Source organism: Streptomyces sp. NRRL F-5755 (genome assembly GCF_001279365.1).
In the GTDB taxonomy this organism is placed as follows: Bacteria; Actinomycetota; Actinomycetes; order Streptomycetales; family Streptomycetaceae; genus Streptomyces; species Streptomyces rimosus.
Map to the genome: position 1 here is coordinate 1 of NZ_LGCW01000270.1, position 15,951 is coordinate 15,951.

Genomic DNA, 15,951 nt, shown 5'->3' on the forward strand with positions numbered 1-15,951 from the left:
CCTGCTGTCCGCCGGCGCGCGGGCCCGGCTGCTGGTCGTGGGGCGCCGCAGCCCGGGCCGGCACGACCTGAGGAAGATCGGCGCGGTCGCGCACGCGGCGCTGCACCACGCGGCGTGCCCGGTGGCCGTGGTGCCCCACCCGTAACCAAACGGCGCAGCAAGAGCCGGCAACCGCCGCTTCGAGCGGTGTTGCCGGCTCTTTCGCTGCCCGGCGCCGGCTGCCGTGGCCGGACCGGAAGCAGGGTGGGGCCGGGACCTATGGCCCTGATGAATGCCTGGCAGGCCCTTTGTGCGCGGGCCCGCCGACCCGGTGGCAGGGACTTGCGGCTTCCGCTCGGGGCGGGGCACCGGTGACACGGTTTAAGTGTTCAACCGGCGCTTCTGTCACAGGAGTTACCGGTCCCGCCAGGGCTGAGGCATCCGTGATCGGGTGCGGCGCCCGTTGCTCCCCTGCAGGAGAGTCATGAACTTCCACGTGGATTCCGAGGCAGGCCGGCTCCGGCAGGTGATCCTGCACCGCCCGGGTCTGGAGCTGAAGCGGCTCACGCCGACGAACAAGGACGACCTGCTCTTCGACGACGTGCTGTGGGTCAAGCGGGCGCGCGAGGAGCACGACGCGTTCGCCGACACCCTCCGCGACCGCGGAGTGCGCGTCCACTACCTGACCGACCTGCTCACCGAGGTCCTCGCCAAACCGGCCGCCCGCGCCCTGGTCCACGACCGGGTCTTCGACGAGCGGGAGTACGGGCCGCTGGCCACCGACCGGATCCGCGCCGCGTTCGACGCGCTGGAGCCGGCCGAGCTGACCGAGTACCTCATCGGCGGGATGACCAAGCGGGAGCTGACGTACCGCACCGCCACCGTGCCCAGTGTGCGGCTGCACACCATGGCCGACGACGACTTCGTCCTGGCCCCGCTGCCGAACCACCTGTTCACCAGGGACACCTCCTGCTGGGTGTACGACGGGGTGAGCGTCAATCCGATGAAGAAGCGGGCCCGGCGGCGCGAGACCGTCCACTTCGAGGCGGTCTACGGCCACCACCCGCTGTTCGAGAAGCAGGAACACCATCTGTGGTCCCCGGGGCAGGCCGGATACCCGTCCACCATCGAGGGCGGTGACGTGCTGGTCATCGGCAACGGGGCCGTCCTGGTGGGCATGAGCGAGCGCACCACGCCGCAGGCCGTCGAAGCGCTGGCCCTGCGGATGTTCGCGGCCGGCTCGGCCCGGCGCGTGGTGGCCCTGGAGATGCCGAAGAAGCGCAGCTTCATGCACCTGGACACCGTGATGACCATGGTCAGCGGGGACACCTTCACCCAGTACGCCGGGCTGGGACCGCTGCCGTCGTGCACCATCGAGCCCGGCACCGACCCCGGCACCCTGTCGATCACCGAGCACCCCGCCGGTGACATGCACCAGGCGATCGCCGACGCACTCGGGCTGGCCTCGGTGACCGTGCTCACCGCCACCCAGGACGTCCACTCGGCCGAGCGCGAGCAGTGGGACGACGGCTGCAACGTCCTGGCCGTCGAGCCCGGGGTCGTCGTCGCCTACGAGCGCAACGTCACCACCAACACCCATCTGCGGCGCAGCGGCATCGAAGTGATCACCGTCCGGGGCAGCGAGCTGGGCCGGGGCCGGGGTGGTCCGCGGTGCATGAGCTGCCCCGTCGAACGCGACAGCGTCTGACCGTCCGCGCCCTCCCTATCGCACCTCCGCACGAAGGAGCACACCGTCATGGCTCTCAACCTGCGTCACCGCAGCTTCCTGAAGGAACTCGACCTCACCCCGTCGGAGTTCCGCTTCCTGCTCGACCTGTCCGCCCGGCTCAAGGCCGCCCGCGCCGCGGGCACCGAGCAGCAGCGCCTGTGCGGCAGGAACATCGCGCTGATATTCGAGAAGACCTCCACCCGCACCCGCTGCGCCTTCGAGACCGCGGCACACCAGCAGGGCGCGCACGTCACCTATCTGGAACCGACGGGATCGCAGATCGGGCACAAGGAGTCGATCAAGGACACCGCCCGCGTCCTGGGGCGCTTCTACGACGGCATCGAGTACCGGGGCAGCAGCCAGCGCATCGTGGAGGAACTGGCCGAGTACTCCGGCGTCCCGGTGTGGAACGGCCTGACGGACGAGTGGCACCCGACCCAGTCCCTCGCCGACGCGCTGACCATGTGGGAGAACACCGACAAGTCGCTGCACGAGATCTCCTTCGCCTACCTCGGTGACGCCCGCAACAACGTGGGCAACTCCCTGCTGGTCATGGGAGCCATGCTCGGGATGGACGTCCGCATGGTCGGCCCCGAGAGCCTACGCAACGCCCCGGAGGCCGTCGCGGAGGCCCGCCGGATCGCCGCGGAGACCGGCGCGCGGATCACGCTCACCGAGGACGTCACCGAAGGGGTGGCGGGCGCGGACTTCGTCTACACCGACGTGTGGGTGTCGATGGGCGAGCCCCGGGAGATCTGGGACGAGCGGGTGGCCCTGCTCACCCCGTACCAGGTGACCATGGACGTGCTCAAGGCGACGGGCAATCCCCGGGTGAAGTTCCTGCACTGCCTGCCGGCCTTCCACGACAGCGGCACCACCGTGGGCGCCGACGTACTGGCCCGGACCGGCATGTCGGCCCTGGAAGTGACCGACGAGGTCTTCGAGTCGCCCCACTCCGTCGTCTTCGACCAGGCGGAGAACCGGCTGCACACCATCAAGGCGGTCCTCGTCGCCACCCTCGGCGACTGAGCCGCCGCCCCGCTCACCCACGGCACCCAGGAGACATCATGCGCGTCGTCGTCGCCCTCGGCGGCAATGCCCTGCTGCGCAGGGGAGACTGCCCGGACGCGGCCGTCCAGCACGCCAACGTCAAGGCGGCCGTGGCCGCCCTGGCGCCCCTCGCCCACCAGCACGAGCTGGTGATCACCCACGGGAACGGACCGCAGGTCGGCCTGCTCGCCCTCCAGAGCGCGGCCGACCGGAGCCTCACTTCGCCCTACCCCTTCGACGTCCTCGGCGCCGAGACCCAGGGAATGATCGGTTACTGGCTGCTTCAGTCGCTGCAGAACGCCCTGCCCGGGCGCCAGGTGTGCGCCCTGCTCAACCAGACCCTCGTCTCCAGCGCGGATCGCGCCTTCGCCCACCCCACCAAGTTCGTCGGCCCCGTCTACGGCCGCCAGGAGGCCGAAGCGCTCGCCGCCTCGCGCGGCTGGACGGTACGGCAGGACGGGGCGCACTGGCGCCGGGTGGTTCCCTCCCCCGACCCGCAGCGCGTGGTCGAGACCCGGCTGATCCGGCTGCTGCTCAACTCCGGGGCCGTCGCCGTGTGCGCCGGGGGCGGCGGCGTCCCGGTCATCCGCGACGAGAACGGACAGCTCACCGGCGTGGAGGCGGTCGTGGACAAGGATCTGACCGCCGCCCTGCTCGCCGAGGCCCTGGACGCCGACGCGCTGTTGCTGCTCACGGACGTCCCCCAAGTCGTGCTCGGGTACGGGACGCAGGAAGCGGAGCCCATCGGGCACACCACTCCCCCGCGGCTGCGGGCCGAACGGTTCCCGGCGGGCTCGATGGGGCCGAAGGTGGAGGCGGTGTGCCGGTTCGTGGAACTGACCGGCGGCATGGCCGCCATCGGCTCTCTGGACGACGCGGCGGCGCTCCTCGACGGGACCGCCGGCACGGTCGTCACCCCCAGCGGCCGCCCGTTCCACAACAGCGCCGCAACTCCTGAGGACCGGCCATGACCACCCGCGTCCCCGCTCCGGCGCAGCCCGGACCGGGCGGTACGTCCGCCAGCCCGCCGGAAGCGGGCGGCAAGCGCCGGATCCGGTTCCCCTCGGCGTTCACCGTCCTCGCACTCGTCACCGTCGCCGTGTGGGCCCTGACCTTCGTGATCCCCGCCGGCCGGTACGACACCAAGGACGGCGCGCCCGTCCCCGGCACATACCACCGGATCGAGCTGCCCACGGGCTTCGGGGACCGGCTCAAGGACCTGTTCCTGTCGCCCGTCAACGGGCTGTACGGCGTCACGGACGCGGGCAGCGGACTGACCGCGCCGGGTGGCGAAGGGGCCTTCTTCGGCGCCGCGGGCGTCTTCCTCTTCGTCCTCGCGGTCGGCGCCTTCATCACCGTCACCCTGCGCACCGGCGCCCTGACCAGCGGAGTGGCGCGCCTGGCCGAGCGCCTGACCCGGCACCGCACGCTCCTGCTCGTGGTCCTGACCGCCCTGTTCTCCCTCGGGGGCACCACCTACGGCATGGCCGAGGAGACCCTCGGCTTCTACGGGCTGATGATCCCGCTGGTGCTCAAACTGGGCTACGACCGGATGGTCGGCGCCGCGGTGATCATGGTGGGGGCCGGGGTGGGCACCCTCGCCTCGACCGTCAACCCCTTCGCGACCGGCGTCGCCTCCGACAGCGCCGGCATCGGCACCGGTGACGGCATCGTGCTGCGGCTGCTGATGTGGGCCGTCCTGACGGCGCTGGCCGCCGGATACGTGGTGCGCTACGCCAACCGGGTGCTCAAGGACCCGGAGCGCTCGCTGGTCGCCCCGCTGCCGGAGGACGCCGGGCTGCGGACGGCAGGATCGGCCGCCGAACCGCTGACCGGGCGTCAGCGGGCCGTGCTCGCCCTGTTCGCGGCGACCTTCCTCTTCATGATCTTCGCCGTCATCCCCTGGGCCGACCTGCACCTCGGCTTCCTGCCGACGCTCGGCTGGTACTTCCCCGAACTGGCGGCGCTGTTCATCGTGGCGTCCGTCGTGGTCGGCCTGGTCGGCGGGCTCGGCGAGAAGGGCACGACCGGCGCCGTCGTGGCGGGTGCCGGTGACTTCATCGGAGCGGCGATGATCATCATGCTGGCCCGCGGCGTGACCGTCATCATGAACAACGCCAGCGTCACCGACACCATCCTCAACGCCCTTCACAGCGCCGTCTCGGGCACCTCCTCGGGCTTCTTCACCGTGCTGATGTTCCTGGTCAACCTGCCGCTGGCGTTCTTCGTGCCCTCGTCCTCCGGACACGCGGCCCTGGCCATGCCCATCCTCGCCCCGCTCGCCGACTTCGCCGGCGTCGGCCGGGCCATGGTGGTCACCGCCTACCAGTCGGCTTCCGGCTGGATCAACCTCATCACCCCGACCTCCGCCGTCGTCATGGGCGGCCTGGCCCTGGCGAAGGTGCGCTACGACCGCTACCTGCGCTTCGTGGCCCCCCTCATGGGCGTCCTGCTGGCCGCGGTCATCGGGTTCATGCTGCTCGGAGCGGCCCTCGGCTGAGGACCGCGGAGAGCCACCTGATGGTGGCGCCACCCCGGCCGCGGGGTGGCGCCACCGTCACATGCGGACGCGTGAAGAAGCCGTCACCGTTCCCAGCACCAGTCGGCGACTTCCGGCAGGTCCGTACCGTGTTCGCAGATCCAGGCGTGGTGGCGGGTGCGGGTGTCCTCCATTTCCTGGCGTACGGCGGCGGCCCGGACGGCCAGGCCGGGGACGCGGTCGATGACGTCCATGACCAGGCGGTAGCGGTCGAGGTCGTTGGTGACGACCATGTCGAAGGGCGTGGTGGTGGTACCGATCTCCTTGTAGCCGCGCACGTGCAGGTGGGCGTGTCCGGCGCGGCGGTAGGCGAGGCGGTGGATGAGCCAGGGGTAGCCGTGGTAGGCGAAGATGACCGGCTTGCCGGGGGTGAACAGGGCGTCGTACTCCGCGTCGGACATGCCGTGCGGGTGTTCCTCCCTCGGCAGCAGCCGCGCCAGGTCCACGACGTTGACGACGCGTACGGACAGCTCCGGCAGGTACTGCCGCAACAGTCCGGCGGCGGCCAGCACTTCCTGGGTGGGGACGTCGCCCGCGCAGGCCAGCACCACGTCCGGCTCGCGGGTGCCGTCGTCGGTGCCCGCCCATTCCCACATACCGGCCCCACGGGCACAGTGCGCGCGGGCCGCGTCGAGGCTCAGCCAGTCGAAGCAGGGCTGCTTGCCGGCGACCACGACGTTGACGTAGTCGCGGCTGTGCAGGACGTGTTCGGCCACCGAGAGCAGGGTGTTGGTGTCCGGCGGCAGGTAGACGCGCACGACTTCGGGGCTCTTGTTGAGGACGTGGTCGATGAAGCCGGGGTCCTGGTGGGAAAAGCCGTTGTGGTCCTGGCGCCATACGTGTGAGGTCAGCAGGTAGTTGAGCGAGGCGATGGGGCGGCGCCAGGGCAGGCGCCGGGTCACGCGCAGCCATTTGATGTGCTGGTTGACCATGGAGTCGACGATGTGGACGAACGCCTCGTAGCAGGAGAACAGGCCGTGCCGGCCGGTGAGCAGATAGCCCTCCAGCCAGCCCTGGCAGGTGTGTTCGGACAGGATCTCCAGGACGCGGCCGTGCCGGTCCAGGTGCTCGTCGGTGTCGGCCGTCGCCGCTTGCCACGCCTTGCCGCTGGCCTCGAAAACCGCCTGAAGACGGTTGGAGGCGGTCTCGTCGGGGCCGACGATACGGAAGTCGCGGCGGTCGGCGGTGTCCGCCATGACTTTCTGCAGCAGGCTGCCGAGAATCCGGGTGGGTTCGTGGAGGGTCGCGCCGGGCTTGTCGACGGGCACGGCGAAACGTTCCAGGGCCGGTACCGGCAGACGGCGCAGCAGCAGGCCGCCGTTGGCGTGCGGGGTGGCGCCGAGCCTGCGGTGTCCTTCAGGTACGCATTCCAAGACCTGCGGCCGGGGGTGGCCGTCCGCGTCGAACAGCTCCTCCGGGCGGTACGAGCGCAGCCATTCTTCCAGCTGCCGCAAGTGGTCGGGGTTGTCGCGGACGGCGGCGAGCGGGACCTGGTGGGCGCGCCAGGTGCCTTCGACGGGCAGCCCGTCGACTTCGGCGGGGCCGGTCCAGCCCTTGGGCGTGCGCAGCACGATCATGGGCCAGGCGGCGCGCTCGGTGGTGCTTCCGTCGCGGGCCGCGCGCTGGATCGCGACGATGCGGTCCACGGCGGTGTCCATGGCGGATGCCATGGCGTGGTGGACGGGCAGGGGCTCGTCTCCGGTGACGAAGATCGGCTCGTGGCCGTAGCCCCGCAGCAGCGCGTCGAGTTCCGGCTCGGGCAGCCGGGACAGCACCGTCGGGTTTGCAATCTTGTAGCCGTTCAGGTGCAGGACCGGCAGGACGGCGCCGTCGTGCACCGGGTCGAGGAACGTGGTGGAGTGCCAGGACGCCGCGAGCGGCCCGGTCTCGGCCTCGCCGTCGCCGATGACGCAGGCGACGAGGAGGTCAGGGTTGTCGAAGGCGGCGCCGTAGGCGTGTGCGAGGGAGTAGCCCAGCTCGCCGCCCTCGTGGATGGAGCCGGGTGTCTCGGGCGCGACGTGGCTGGGCACGCCGCCGGGGAAGGAGAACTGCTTGAACAGCCGGGCCATGCCGGCGGCGTTCCGGCCGATGTCCGGATACGTCTCGGAATAGCTGCCTTCCAGCCAGGAGTTGGCCAGCACCGCGGGACCACCGTGTCCCGGTCCCCAGACACACAGTGCGTCCAGGTGCCGGGCCTTGATGATCCGGTTGAGGTGGGTGTGCACGAGGTTGAGGCCGGGTGAGGTGCCCCAGTGGCCGAGCAGCCGCGGCTTGACGTGCTCGGGCCGCAGCGGTTCGGCGAGCAGGGGGTTGTCCATGAGGTAGATCTGTCCGACGGCGAGGTAGTTGGCGGCGCGCCAGTGGGCATCGAGCGCCTGGAGTTCGTCATCGGTGAGGTCGGGCGCGGGGGACATGCGTGCCTCCGGGGCTGAAGGTGGGCTTCCCGTGTCGCGCGCACCAGCCTGTCCCCGTACGGCCCGGGCCCGCCAGAGCCGTACGGGCCGAGTCTGCCGTTTCCACGCGCCGGAGGACGGTCGGCCCGGGGCAGGGACCTGCGGCCCCTCCTGCGGCGCGCCGGTGGCCGTCAGGGTGAACTTGTCACTCCCACCCTGCCCTGGAGAATCCCATGTCCCGTACTGTCACGGTCGGCCTCGACGGTTCCCGAGAGAGCGTCGCGGCCGCCGCCTGGGCCGCCGAAGAGGCTCTGCTGCGGCGCCTTCCGCTCCGGCTGCTGCATGTGTGGGACCTCGGGCCGGACGTTCACACGCCGCTGCTCGGCCCCGATGTCCGGCCCTACTGGGCCGAGCGCATGCCCCGCAAGGTCGCGGAGCGGATGCGCGAGACGCATCCGGACCTGGAAACGCGGACGGACCAGAAGTGCGGCGAACCCGCGGCCGTACTGTGCGAGGCGGCGCAAGAGGACGCATTGCTCGTTCTCGGCTCGCGCGGCCTCGGTGGCCTGGCCGGCGCCATGGTCGGGTCCGTCGCCCTGGCCGTCGTCGCCCGTACGCGCTTCCCGGTGATCCTCGTCCCTGTTCCGGAGCCGGAATCGGAAACGGCCGAAAGCAGCATCCGGGGCGGGGGTTCCGGCGACGTCGTACTCGGCGTGGACCTCGCCCACCGGAGCGACGAAGTACTGGACTTCGCGTTCGCCCACGCCGACCGGCGCGGTGCGGCACTGCGGGTGCTGCACACCTGGAGCCCACCGCCTCTTTACGGCACTTCGCCCACAGCGGCCACGCCCGTGGTCGAGTCGGAGGTGACGGCCGCGAAGGAGGCGGCGCTGTCCGAGCTGCTGGAGCCGTGGCGGCACAAGTATCCGGGGGTACCGGTCACCGTCCGGTGCCGGACCGGCCGGGCGGCACGCGACCTCGTGGAAGCCGCCCGTGAGGCAGGGCTCGTGGTCGTCGGCCGCCGCGCCCGCCGCGCGCCCATCGGCCCCCGCATCGGCTCTGTCGCCCATGCCGTGCTGCACCGTTCCACCGCTCCCGTGGCCGTTGTGCCCCATCCGTAAGCGCACCGTCCGCACAGGCTGGGCCCTGCGTCCGTCCTGATGGGTCCGCTCGGCCCTGTCATCGCGATCCCGCTCGCGGGAGGCCGGCAGTCAGGCGACGAGTGCCCGGACGAACGCCGCCGGAGCAGAGGGTGTGCATCATGAACGACGCGGAGACACGGCGACCGCAGGGCTCACGTGCGGCAGTGAACCCCCGGTACAGGGAACAGCTCGACCGCAGTCAATCGCTGCGGCTGCTGGGCAGCGTCCCGCTCGGCCGGCTGGTGTTCACCCAGAACGCCCTGCCGGCCATCCGCCCCGTCAACCACCTCATGGACGGCGAGGACATCGTCGTCCGGCTCAACGACGGCGCGACCCTGACCTCGATCGCACCGCCCGCGGGCGAGGCGGGCCTGGTGGTCGCATACGAGGCCGACACCATCGACCCGCGTACCCACCTCGGCTGGAGCGTCATCGTCACCGGCTACGCACGGCTGGTGGCCGACCCGGCGCAAGTCGCCCGCTACGAGAATCTGCTGCGGCCGTGGGTGCAGCAGACCATGAACGGCGTCCTGCGCATCCAACCCGACCTGGTCACCGGCTTCCGACTGGTGGCACAACCCGCGGTCGCGGCGTGCGCCGCGGACACGGACGATCGTTGAGTCGTCGGCGTAGCGGGTCGAATCGCCACACCGCATCGCCACCGCATTCGAGCCGCAGCCCTCGGCTGTCGCCGGTCGGCTTCAGGGCCAGGCGATTCCTCAGAGCCGCCGGTTGCCGTCACCCGGTGACGCAGGACCGGTATCCGTACGAGGTTCCTGGGCGGCCGCGAGCGCCTGGGTGGCGATGACCGCGGCCTGCACACGGCGCTCCACACCGAGCTTGGCCAGCAGACGGGAAATGTTGTTCTTGACCGTCTTCTCCGCGAGATAGAGCCGCTTGCCGATCTCCCGGTTGGTCAGCCCCTCACCCACCAGCGACAGGATCTCCCGCTCCCGCTCGCTCAGCCCCGACAGCCCGCCCGGCCGCTCCTCCTGCCTGGGCTCACCACGCAGCCGCGCCATGACACGGGCGGTCGCACCGGCGTCCAGCAACGACTGCCCCGAAGCCACCGTCCGTACGGCATTGACCAGATCGGTCCCGGTGATCTGCTTGAGCACATACCCCGCCGCCCCCGCCATGATCGCATCCAGCAGGGCCTCCTCGTCGTCGAACGAGGTCAGCATCAGACACACCAGATCCGGCATCCGCGAGCGCAGCTCACGGCACACACTCACCCCGTCGCCGTCCGGCAGCCGGACGTCCAGGATCGCCACCCGCGGACGCAGCGCCGGCACACGCACCAACGCCTGCTCGGCGGTGTTCGCCTCCCCCACCACGGTCAGATCCGGCTCCGCGTCCAGCAGGTCGTGCACGCCACGGCGCACCACCTCATGGTCGTCGAGCAGGAAGACGCTGACCGGTGCCTTCGTCCGGGCGTCGGCCGGGTTCTCCGTCATCACACAGCTCCGATGTTCCTGATCCGCCCCGCCCGCGTGGACGGTGCCACTGATCAGCCTGTCGCACACCAGGGCCGAAGGGCCAGGGCCGGACGGCCCTTCTTCCCCAGTCGTACGTCTTTCTCCGGTTCTGGCCGCTCAGCGCTTCCTGCCGCTCTTGGCAGGGGAGGTGACCGGCTTCCCGTCCGTGCCGTAGTAGGCCGCGCGCATGATCTGCCCCATGTCGTCGAGCATGGGCATCCGCGGGTTGGCCGGGGCGCACTGGTCCTCGTAGGCGTTGAGGGCCTGCTGCGGCAGGGCGGTGATGAAGGCCGTCTCGTCGACGCCCAGTGCCTTGAAGGACGGCTCGATGCCGACGGCGTCGCGCAGCCGTTCCACCGCGGCGGCGTACGAGGCGACGCCCTCGGCCGGGGTGGACGCCGGCAGGCCGAGGGAGCGGGCTATGTCCTGGAAGCGTTCGGGTGCCCGGTAGCTCTCGTACTTCGGCCAGCCGGTGAGCTTCGTGGGGACGGTGCCGTTGTAGCGGATGACGTGCGGCATCAGGATCGCGTTGGTGCGTCCGTGGGCGATGTGGAAGGTGGCGCCGAGGGTGTGGGACATGGCGTGCACGATGCCCAGGAACGCGTTGCCGAAGGCCATGCCCGCGATGGTGCCTGCGTTGTGCATCTTCTCCCGGGCGCGAGCCCGGCGCCCGGCGTCGCCGCCGGTCACCGACGCTTCCAGATTCTCGAAGACCAGCTTGATCGCGTGCAGGGCGAGGCCGTCGGTGTAGTCGTTGGCGTAGACGGATACGTACGCCTCGGTGGCGTGGGTGAGGGCGTCGAAGCCGCTGTCGGCGGCGAGCGCAGCGGGCAGGTCCGCGGTCAGAACCGGGTCGACGATGGCCACGCTGGGGGTCAGGGCGTAGTCGGCCAGCGGGTATTTCTTGCCGGTGGCGGGGTCGGAGATGACCGCGAAGGGGGTGACCTCCGCACCCGTGCCCGAGGTGGTGGGGATGCAGACGAGCCGGGCCCGTGCACCCAGGGCCGGGAAACGGAAGGCGCGCTTGCGAATGTCGGAGAACTTCTGCCGCATGTCGGAGAAGTCGATGTCCGGCTGTTCGTACAGCAGCCACATCACCTTGGCCGCGTCCATGGGCGAACCGCCGCCCAGCGCGATGATGGTGTCGGGCCGGAAGTCACGCATCAGGGCGGCGCCGCGCTGGACGGAGTCGATGCTCGGTTCGGGCTCCACGTCGTCGATGACCTGGATGGTCACCGGCTCCCGCCGCTGGTTCAGGACCCGGCTGACGCGGTCGACGTAACCGAGGCGGGTCATGGTCGCGTCGGTCACCACGGTGACCCGGTGGACCTCGGGCATCGAGGTGAGGTAGCGGACGGCCTGCGGCTCGAAGTAGATCTTCGGGGGAACCTTGAACCACTGCAGGTTGTTCTGCCGGGTGGTGACCCGCTTGACGTTCAGGAGCTGGGCGGCGGAGACGTTGTCGGAGACCGAGGTACTGCCCCAGGAGCCGCAGCCCAGGGTCAGGGACGGCAGCAGGCGGTTGTAGATGCCGCCGATGGCGCCCTGCGAGGAGGGGGCGTTGACCAGGATGCGCACCGTCTTCATACGGCGCCCGTAGTCCTCGGCGAGCGCCGGGTCGCCGGTGTGGATGACAGCGCTGTGGCCCTGCCCGTGAAAGGCGACCATGCCGGCCGCCAGACCGAAACCCTCCTCGGTCGAGCCGGCACGCAGCACCGTCAGCACCGGGCAGAGCTTCTCCCTGGTGAGGGGCTCGTGCGGGCCCACCCCGCCGGCCTCGGCGAGGATGAGGGAGGTGTCCGCCGGTACCGTGAAACCGGCCTGTTCGGCGATCCACGCCGGGCTCTGCCCGACGGCCGCGGGGTTGACCTTGGGCTCGCTCCCGGCCGGTACCTCGGGGAAGAGGTAGGTCTCCAGCTTCCGCTTCTCCTCGGCCGTGGCCAGGTGCGCGTGCAGAGTGCGGAAGTGGTCCAGTGCCGCATCGTAGATCTCGCCGTCGAGGATGACCGCTTGCTCCGAGGCGCAGATCATGCCGTTGTCGAAGGACTTGGACAGCACCAGGTCGTTGACCGCCCGCCGCAGGTCGGCGCTGCGGTGCACATAGGCCGGCACATTGCCGGCGCCGACGCCCACCGCGGGCTTGCCCGCCGAGTAGGCGGCCTTAACCATGCCGTTGCCGCCGGTCGCGAGGATCATCGCGACGCCGGGGTGGTGCATCAACAGGCCGGTGGCCTCGATGGACGGCGCCTCGATCCACTGCACGCAGTGCTCGGGCGCGCCCGCGGAGACGGCGGCGTCCCGCACGATACGTGCGGCCTCGGCGCTGCACCGCTGCGCCGAGGGGTGGAACGCGAACACGATGGGGTTGCGGGTCTTCAGGGCGAGCAGTGCCTTGAAGACGGTGGTGGACGTCGGGTTGGTGACCGGGGTGATCGCGCACACCACGCCGACCGGCTCGGCGATCTCGATCATTCCGTCGATGTCGTCGCGGGAGACGACGCCGACCGTCCTGACCCGCGCCATGCTGTGTGTCACGTGCTCGCAGGCGAACATGTTCTTGGCAGCCTTGTCCTCGAACACCCCGCGGCCGGTCTCCTCCACGGCCAGCCGGGCCAGGGCGGTGTGCCGGTCGAGCGCGGCGACCGACGCCTTGGCCACGATGTGGTCGACCTGCTCCTGCGTGCGGCTCTCGTAGTCGGCCAGCGCCTTCAGAGCGTTCTCCACCAGCCGGTCCACGGCGACAGCCGTATCCGAGGGAGCCTTTTCGCTCGTGCTGCGCAGTTTGGTGTTCACCCGGGTCATGGAGAGCTCCCTCTGTCCTTCGCACAGTCGGCCGGCGTTACGGCGCGGGCCGCCCCAACCGTGTGGTCCGCGGTTCGCGGACCCGCTTACAGCCTCGTACCGTGCCGGCCGCCCCCGGAGGGCCCGAAGGTCCCGGACAGCAGACCGATGGTCCGCGGTTCGCGGCCCGTGCCCGGAGCCGCCTCCGGTGGTCCTCGCCCAGCGATCCGCGTCTCCGGCGGGCCGTCCGCGGCAAGTCGCGGAACCGCTTCGCGCTCGCCCCCGGTGATGGCGGGCAGGGTGGCCGAGACGGAGTCCAGCACCTGGGCCCGAGGCGAGCCGTCGTCGTTCAGGTCCGAGCGCTGCAGCTCCGGCCCGGCGCGGTGCTCGGTGCGCAGGCACATTCCGGTACCCGGTTCGGTGGCGGCGGACGCCAGGACGACGGCGAGGTGGTCGGGCAGTTCGTCGTCCCGCAGGCGCCACCTCCTTCACCTCGATCGGGGCGGCACCGCCCGAGGCTTCGCCGAAAGGCGCCGCGCGGCCTCGGTCCAGTCACGCGGAATGCCCTCGCGCGCGGCTGCGACCACCGCGGGGTCGTGCGAGTCGAGAAGGACGCGGCGCTGGATCCCTCGTTGAGGCCACCGTCGGCGCCTTACGGATCTCGAACTCCATCGTTCCCCATGGGCTGGGGTCTTGCAACGAATCCTGAGTCCCGAGCGCCTGGCCGGCCGGGGGCCTCAGCGTCCCTCACGTGTCACATCGCTGTCACCCATACCTGCGGCGCATCTGGACCACAGAGGTCACACCTGCGTGAACGGCGTCGACCCAGACCACGTGGACGCCAGAAGAGGGTTCCGCCTACCTCTGGAATCGCTCTATGAGGTAGGAGCGACCAGAGCTGCGAAAGTAAAGTGGAGATTGCGCCAACCAGCCAGCCCGGCAGCGCACCTGACTCCCCATCAGGACGAGCGTCAAATGAGCATCACGAGCGTCATCTCAGCGTCAAGATATCGCCCGTAACGCCCACACTGCACATGATGCGCACGGACACAACCGCAAGCCAGGAGCCCTTAGCGGCCTTCTCAAGGATCACCACGCACTCCACATGATGCGTAACCGGGCCCCCGTCGAGCACCTCACTGAGCACCATTGACAGCTGGCAGCCACTGCACGTCCTCCCCATGCTGAAGCCCTGCCGGGCAGATTCGGGAAGAACGGAGCCTCGCCGGGGAGCGGCTGGGGAGAATCAGCTGCGTAACGCTGAACCGCATTGAAAGCACCTCAAAGGTCTATCCACACTGGTCAGGCAGCTGCTGGCATGCGAAGGTCGAGGCCAAGCCCATCAGGTAGAGCTCTTCAGTGAGCACACTCCTTGCTTGATGTGTTCGGCAACGGGGATTCCGCAGACCGCCCCTTCCGGTCGGAGACGTGCAACCGCAGGGCGTCGGAGGCGATGTCGAGCACTTCATGCGCTGATCGGCTGTCTTCGGCGGTTACGCTGATGAGCGCCGCGCGTCCCGAGAACAGCCCTTCCGGCGGTAGCCGCAGATGCGCACCGGGTTCGGTGAGAACGACTGCGCGGTCGATACCGGCAGGCAACGCGGTCTCGTCGAAGGCGACTGACTCGACCACGACATCGTCCTGGTCAGGGTAGAGAAAGCGGCTCGCCGCCACGACCGGTCGGCGGGCGGTGGGTGTGGGCTGCGGGAGCGGCTGCCGGATTCCGCGGACCGCATCGGCGACGAGGTCGGCGGCGTCGATTCCGTGGGCCAGGTATGCCAGCCGGGGAATCAGGTCACCGCCGATCCGGGCGTTGACCTCCACCAGAACGGGTCCCCGCTCCGTCAGCTTCATCTCGACATGAGTCCATCCCCAGCCGAAGTCGAGTGCGTGGTGGATCTTTTTGATGACCTGGGTGAACTCCGGGTCGTCGAGCAACGGGTCGTGGGAGGAGACCTCGTGGCCGGTTTCCTCGAAGAACGGCGCGAAGCCGACGGACTTGCGCGCGACGAAGAGCGGCGTGGCGGCACCGTCCTCCACGAGCGAGTCGACGCTGACTTCGGCTCCGCCCACGAATTCCTCCAGCAGCACGGGGTCCTGGTGCTGCGGGGCGCCGGAGATGGAGGCGCCGCTGGCGAACGTGAACTGCTCGTTGAGTTCCTGCTCACCTTCGACACGTACGACGCCGAGGCTCGCAGCCGCCGATCGCGGCTTGAGCACCAGGGGGTACCCGATGCGCCGAGCGGCCTCGCGTGCACCGTCCACGTCCGAGACGAGAGCGAACCGCGGCTGCGGGGCGCCGTGTTCGGCCAGCCTCTTCCGTGTCGCGTATTTGTCACGGCAGCACCGGACCGCCTCCGTGCCCGCGGACGGCAGTCCCAGGGTGTCCGCGAGCACGGTCGCCGGGAGGATCCGGGCCTCGTCCCAGCACACCACTCCGGCCACGGTCCGCTGCCCGGCAAGCCGCTGTCCCAAGGGGATGAGCGTCGTCTCCTCGAAGCCCGGAACCACGTCATAGGAATCGAGGTATGGCCGTTGCCAGGTCGGCTCGGCGCCTTCGATCAGATGGACGCGGAACCGACGGGCTATGGAGGCGAGCGCGTCCTCCCGGTACTCCTGCCGGCCGCTGGCCACGAGAACGAGCAGGGGCCTGTCCGCATGTTCGTGCATGATCACCTTCTGTTTCTTCTGGTCGGAGGAACGGGCAGGCACTTGGCGCACCGAAGCCACGGCCCCCTTACTCGATGGTGGGCATCCCCGAGCGGACTCTGGACACCATGATCAAAAGCATCATGTCGCGCATCGCGTCATCCTTCGGGTTCGTCGGCACCCTGGCGCGAACGGAAGCATGCAGGCATGA

12 protein-coding genes are annotated in these 15,951 nt (G+C 70.1%); 7 read left to right on the top strand and 5 right to left on the bottom strand.

What is annotated here, in order from left to right:
* From ADK86_RS41320 to ADK86_RS24960, 5 genes are all read left to right on the top strand, one after another.
* Window positions 1–145: universal stress protein (locus tag ADK86_RS41320; RefSeq protein WP_159393946.1), on the top strand; the 145-nt coding region annotated here is incomplete at its 5' end.
* 318 nt (window positions 146–463) lie between these two features.
* Window positions 464–1,687 (top strand): arginine deiminase, encoded by a 1,224-nt coding sequence (locus ADK86_RS24945; protein ID WP_053698589.1) that lies wholly within the window; start codon window positions 464–466, stop codon window positions 1,685–1,687.
* A gap of 48 nt (window positions 1,688–1,735) precedes the next feature.
* Complete coding sequence (gene argF / locus ADK86_RS24950; protein ID WP_053698590.1) at window positions 1,736–2,737, top strand: ornithine carbamoyltransferase; 1,002 nt, start codon at window positions 1,736–1,738, stop codon at window positions 2,735–2,737.
* 38 nt (window positions 2,738–2,775) lie between these two features.
* Window positions 2,776–3,729, top strand: coding sequence for a carbamate kinase (locus ADK86_RS24955; RefSeq protein ID WP_053698591.1), 954 nt, complete (start codon window positions 2,776–2,778; stop codon window positions 3,727–3,729).
* On the top strand, window positions 3,726–5,258 hold the full coding sequence (locus ADK86_RS24960) for a YfcC family protein (RefSeq protein WP_078952247.1): 1,533 nt from the start codon (window positions 3,726–3,728) through the stop codon (window positions 5,256–5,258). The genes ADK86_RS24955 and ADK86_RS24960 overlap by 4 nt, the downstream gene beginning before the upstream one ends.
* Window positions 5,259–5,341: 83 nt before the next feature.
* Here ADK86_RS24960 and ADK86_RS24965 read toward each other — a convergent pair whose 3' ends face one another.
* Window positions 5,342–7,711 carry a phosphoketolase gene (locus ADK86_RS24965; RefSeq protein WP_053698592.1) on the bottom strand — a complete coding sequence of 790 codons (2,370 nt, stop codon included), beginning with the start codon at window positions 7,709–7,711 and terminating at the stop codon, window positions 5,342–5,344.
* Between the two features lie 212 nt (window positions 7,712–7,923).
* Between ADK86_RS24965 and ADK86_RS24970 the strand changes: the two genes are divergently transcribed.
* Together ADK86_RS24970 and ADK86_RS24975 are read left to right on the top strand one after the other, a co-directional pair.
* Window positions 7,924–8,811: a universal stress protein gene (locus ADK86_RS24970; protein ID WP_053698593.1), complete on the top strand. Its 888-nt coding sequence runs from the start codon at window positions 7,924–7,926 to the stop codon at window positions 8,809–8,811.
* Between the two features lie 140 nt (window positions 8,812–8,951).
* Complete coding sequence (locus ADK86_RS24975; RefSeq protein WP_053698628.1) at window positions 8,952–9,452, top strand: pyridoxamine 5'-phosphate oxidase family protein; 501 nt, start codon at window positions 8,952–8,954, stop codon at window positions 9,450–9,452.
* A gap of 99 nt (window positions 9,453–9,551) precedes the next feature.
* Here ADK86_RS24975 and ADK86_RS24980 read toward each other — a convergent pair whose 3' ends face one another.
* From ADK86_RS24980 to ADK86_RS24995, 4 genes are all read right to left on the bottom strand, one after another.
* Window positions 9,552–10,289, bottom strand: coding sequence for a response regulator (locus tag ADK86_RS24980; protein WP_053698594.1), 738 nt, complete (start codon window positions 10,287–10,289; stop codon window positions 9,552–9,554).
* Between the two features lie 138 nt (window positions 10,290–10,427).
* A complete protein-coding gene (gene adhE / locus ADK86_RS24985; RefSeq protein ID WP_053698595.1) occupies window positions 10,428–13,112 on the bottom strand; it encodes a bifunctional acetaldehyde-CoA/alcohol dehydrogenase in 2,685 nt (894 codons plus the stop codon).
* 86 nt (window positions 13,113–13,198) lie between these two features.
* Entirely contained in the window at window positions 13,199–13,495 is a 297-nt protein-coding gene (locus tag ADK86_RS24990; RefSeq protein ID WP_053698596.1) for a hypothetical protein, read from the bottom strand.
* Between the two features lie 952 nt (window positions 13,496–14,447).
* The gene (locus ADK86_RS24995) at window positions 14,448–15,761 is read right to left on the bottom strand and encodes an ATP-grasp domain-containing protein (protein ID WP_159393947.1); all 1,314 of its coding nucleotides are present in this window, start codon (window positions 15,759–15,761) and stop codon (window positions 14,448–14,450) included.
* Window positions 15,762–15,951: the final 190 nt, after the last annotated feature.

Excerpts from the sequence above, each read along its gene's own strand:
- ADK86_RS24990 (WP_053698596.1), bottom strand. The coding sequence starts at position 13,495 with ATGTGCCTGCGCACCGAGCACCGCGCCGGGCCGGAGCTGCAGCGCTCG.
- argF (WP_053698590.1), top strand. The coding sequence starts at position 1,736 with ATGGCTCTCAACCTGCGTCACCGCAGCTTCCTGAAGGAACTCGACCTC.
- ADK86_RS24955 (WP_053698591.1), top strand. The coding sequence starts at position 2,776 with ATGCGCGTCGTCGTCGCCCTCGGCGGCAATGCCCTGCTGCGCAGGGGA.
- ADK86_RS24995 (WP_159393947.1), bottom strand. The coding sequence starts at position 15,761 with ATGCACGAACATGCGGACAGGCCCCTGCTCGTTCTCGTGGCCAGCGGC.
- ADK86_RS24975 (WP_053698628.1), top strand. The coding sequence starts at position 8,952 with ATGAACGACGCGGAGACACGGCGACCGCAGGGCTCACGTGCGGCAGTG.
- ADK86_RS24970 (WP_053698593.1), top strand. The coding sequence starts at position 7,924 with ATGTCCCGTACTGTCACGGTCGGCCTCGACGGTTCCCGAGAGAGCGTC.
- adhE (WP_053698595.1), bottom strand. The coding sequence starts at position 13,112 with ATGACCCGGGTGAACACCAAACTGCGCAGCACGAGCGAAAAGGCTCCC.
- ADK86_RS24960 (WP_078952247.1), top strand. The coding sequence starts at position 3,726 with ATGACCACCCGCGTCCCCGCTCCGGCGCAGCCCGGACCGGGCGGTACG.
- ADK86_RS24980 (WP_053698594.1), bottom strand. The coding sequence starts at position 10,289 with ATGACGGAGAACCCGGCCGACGCCCGGACGAAGGCACCGGTCAGCGTC.
- ADK86_RS24945 (WP_053698589.1), top strand. The coding sequence starts at position 464 with ATGAACTTCCACGTGGATTCCGAGGCAGGCCGGCTCCGGCAGGTGATC.
- ADK86_RS24965 (WP_053698592.1), bottom strand. The coding sequence starts at position 7,711 with ATGTCCCCCGCGCCCGACCTCACCGATGACGAACTCCAGGCGCTCGAT.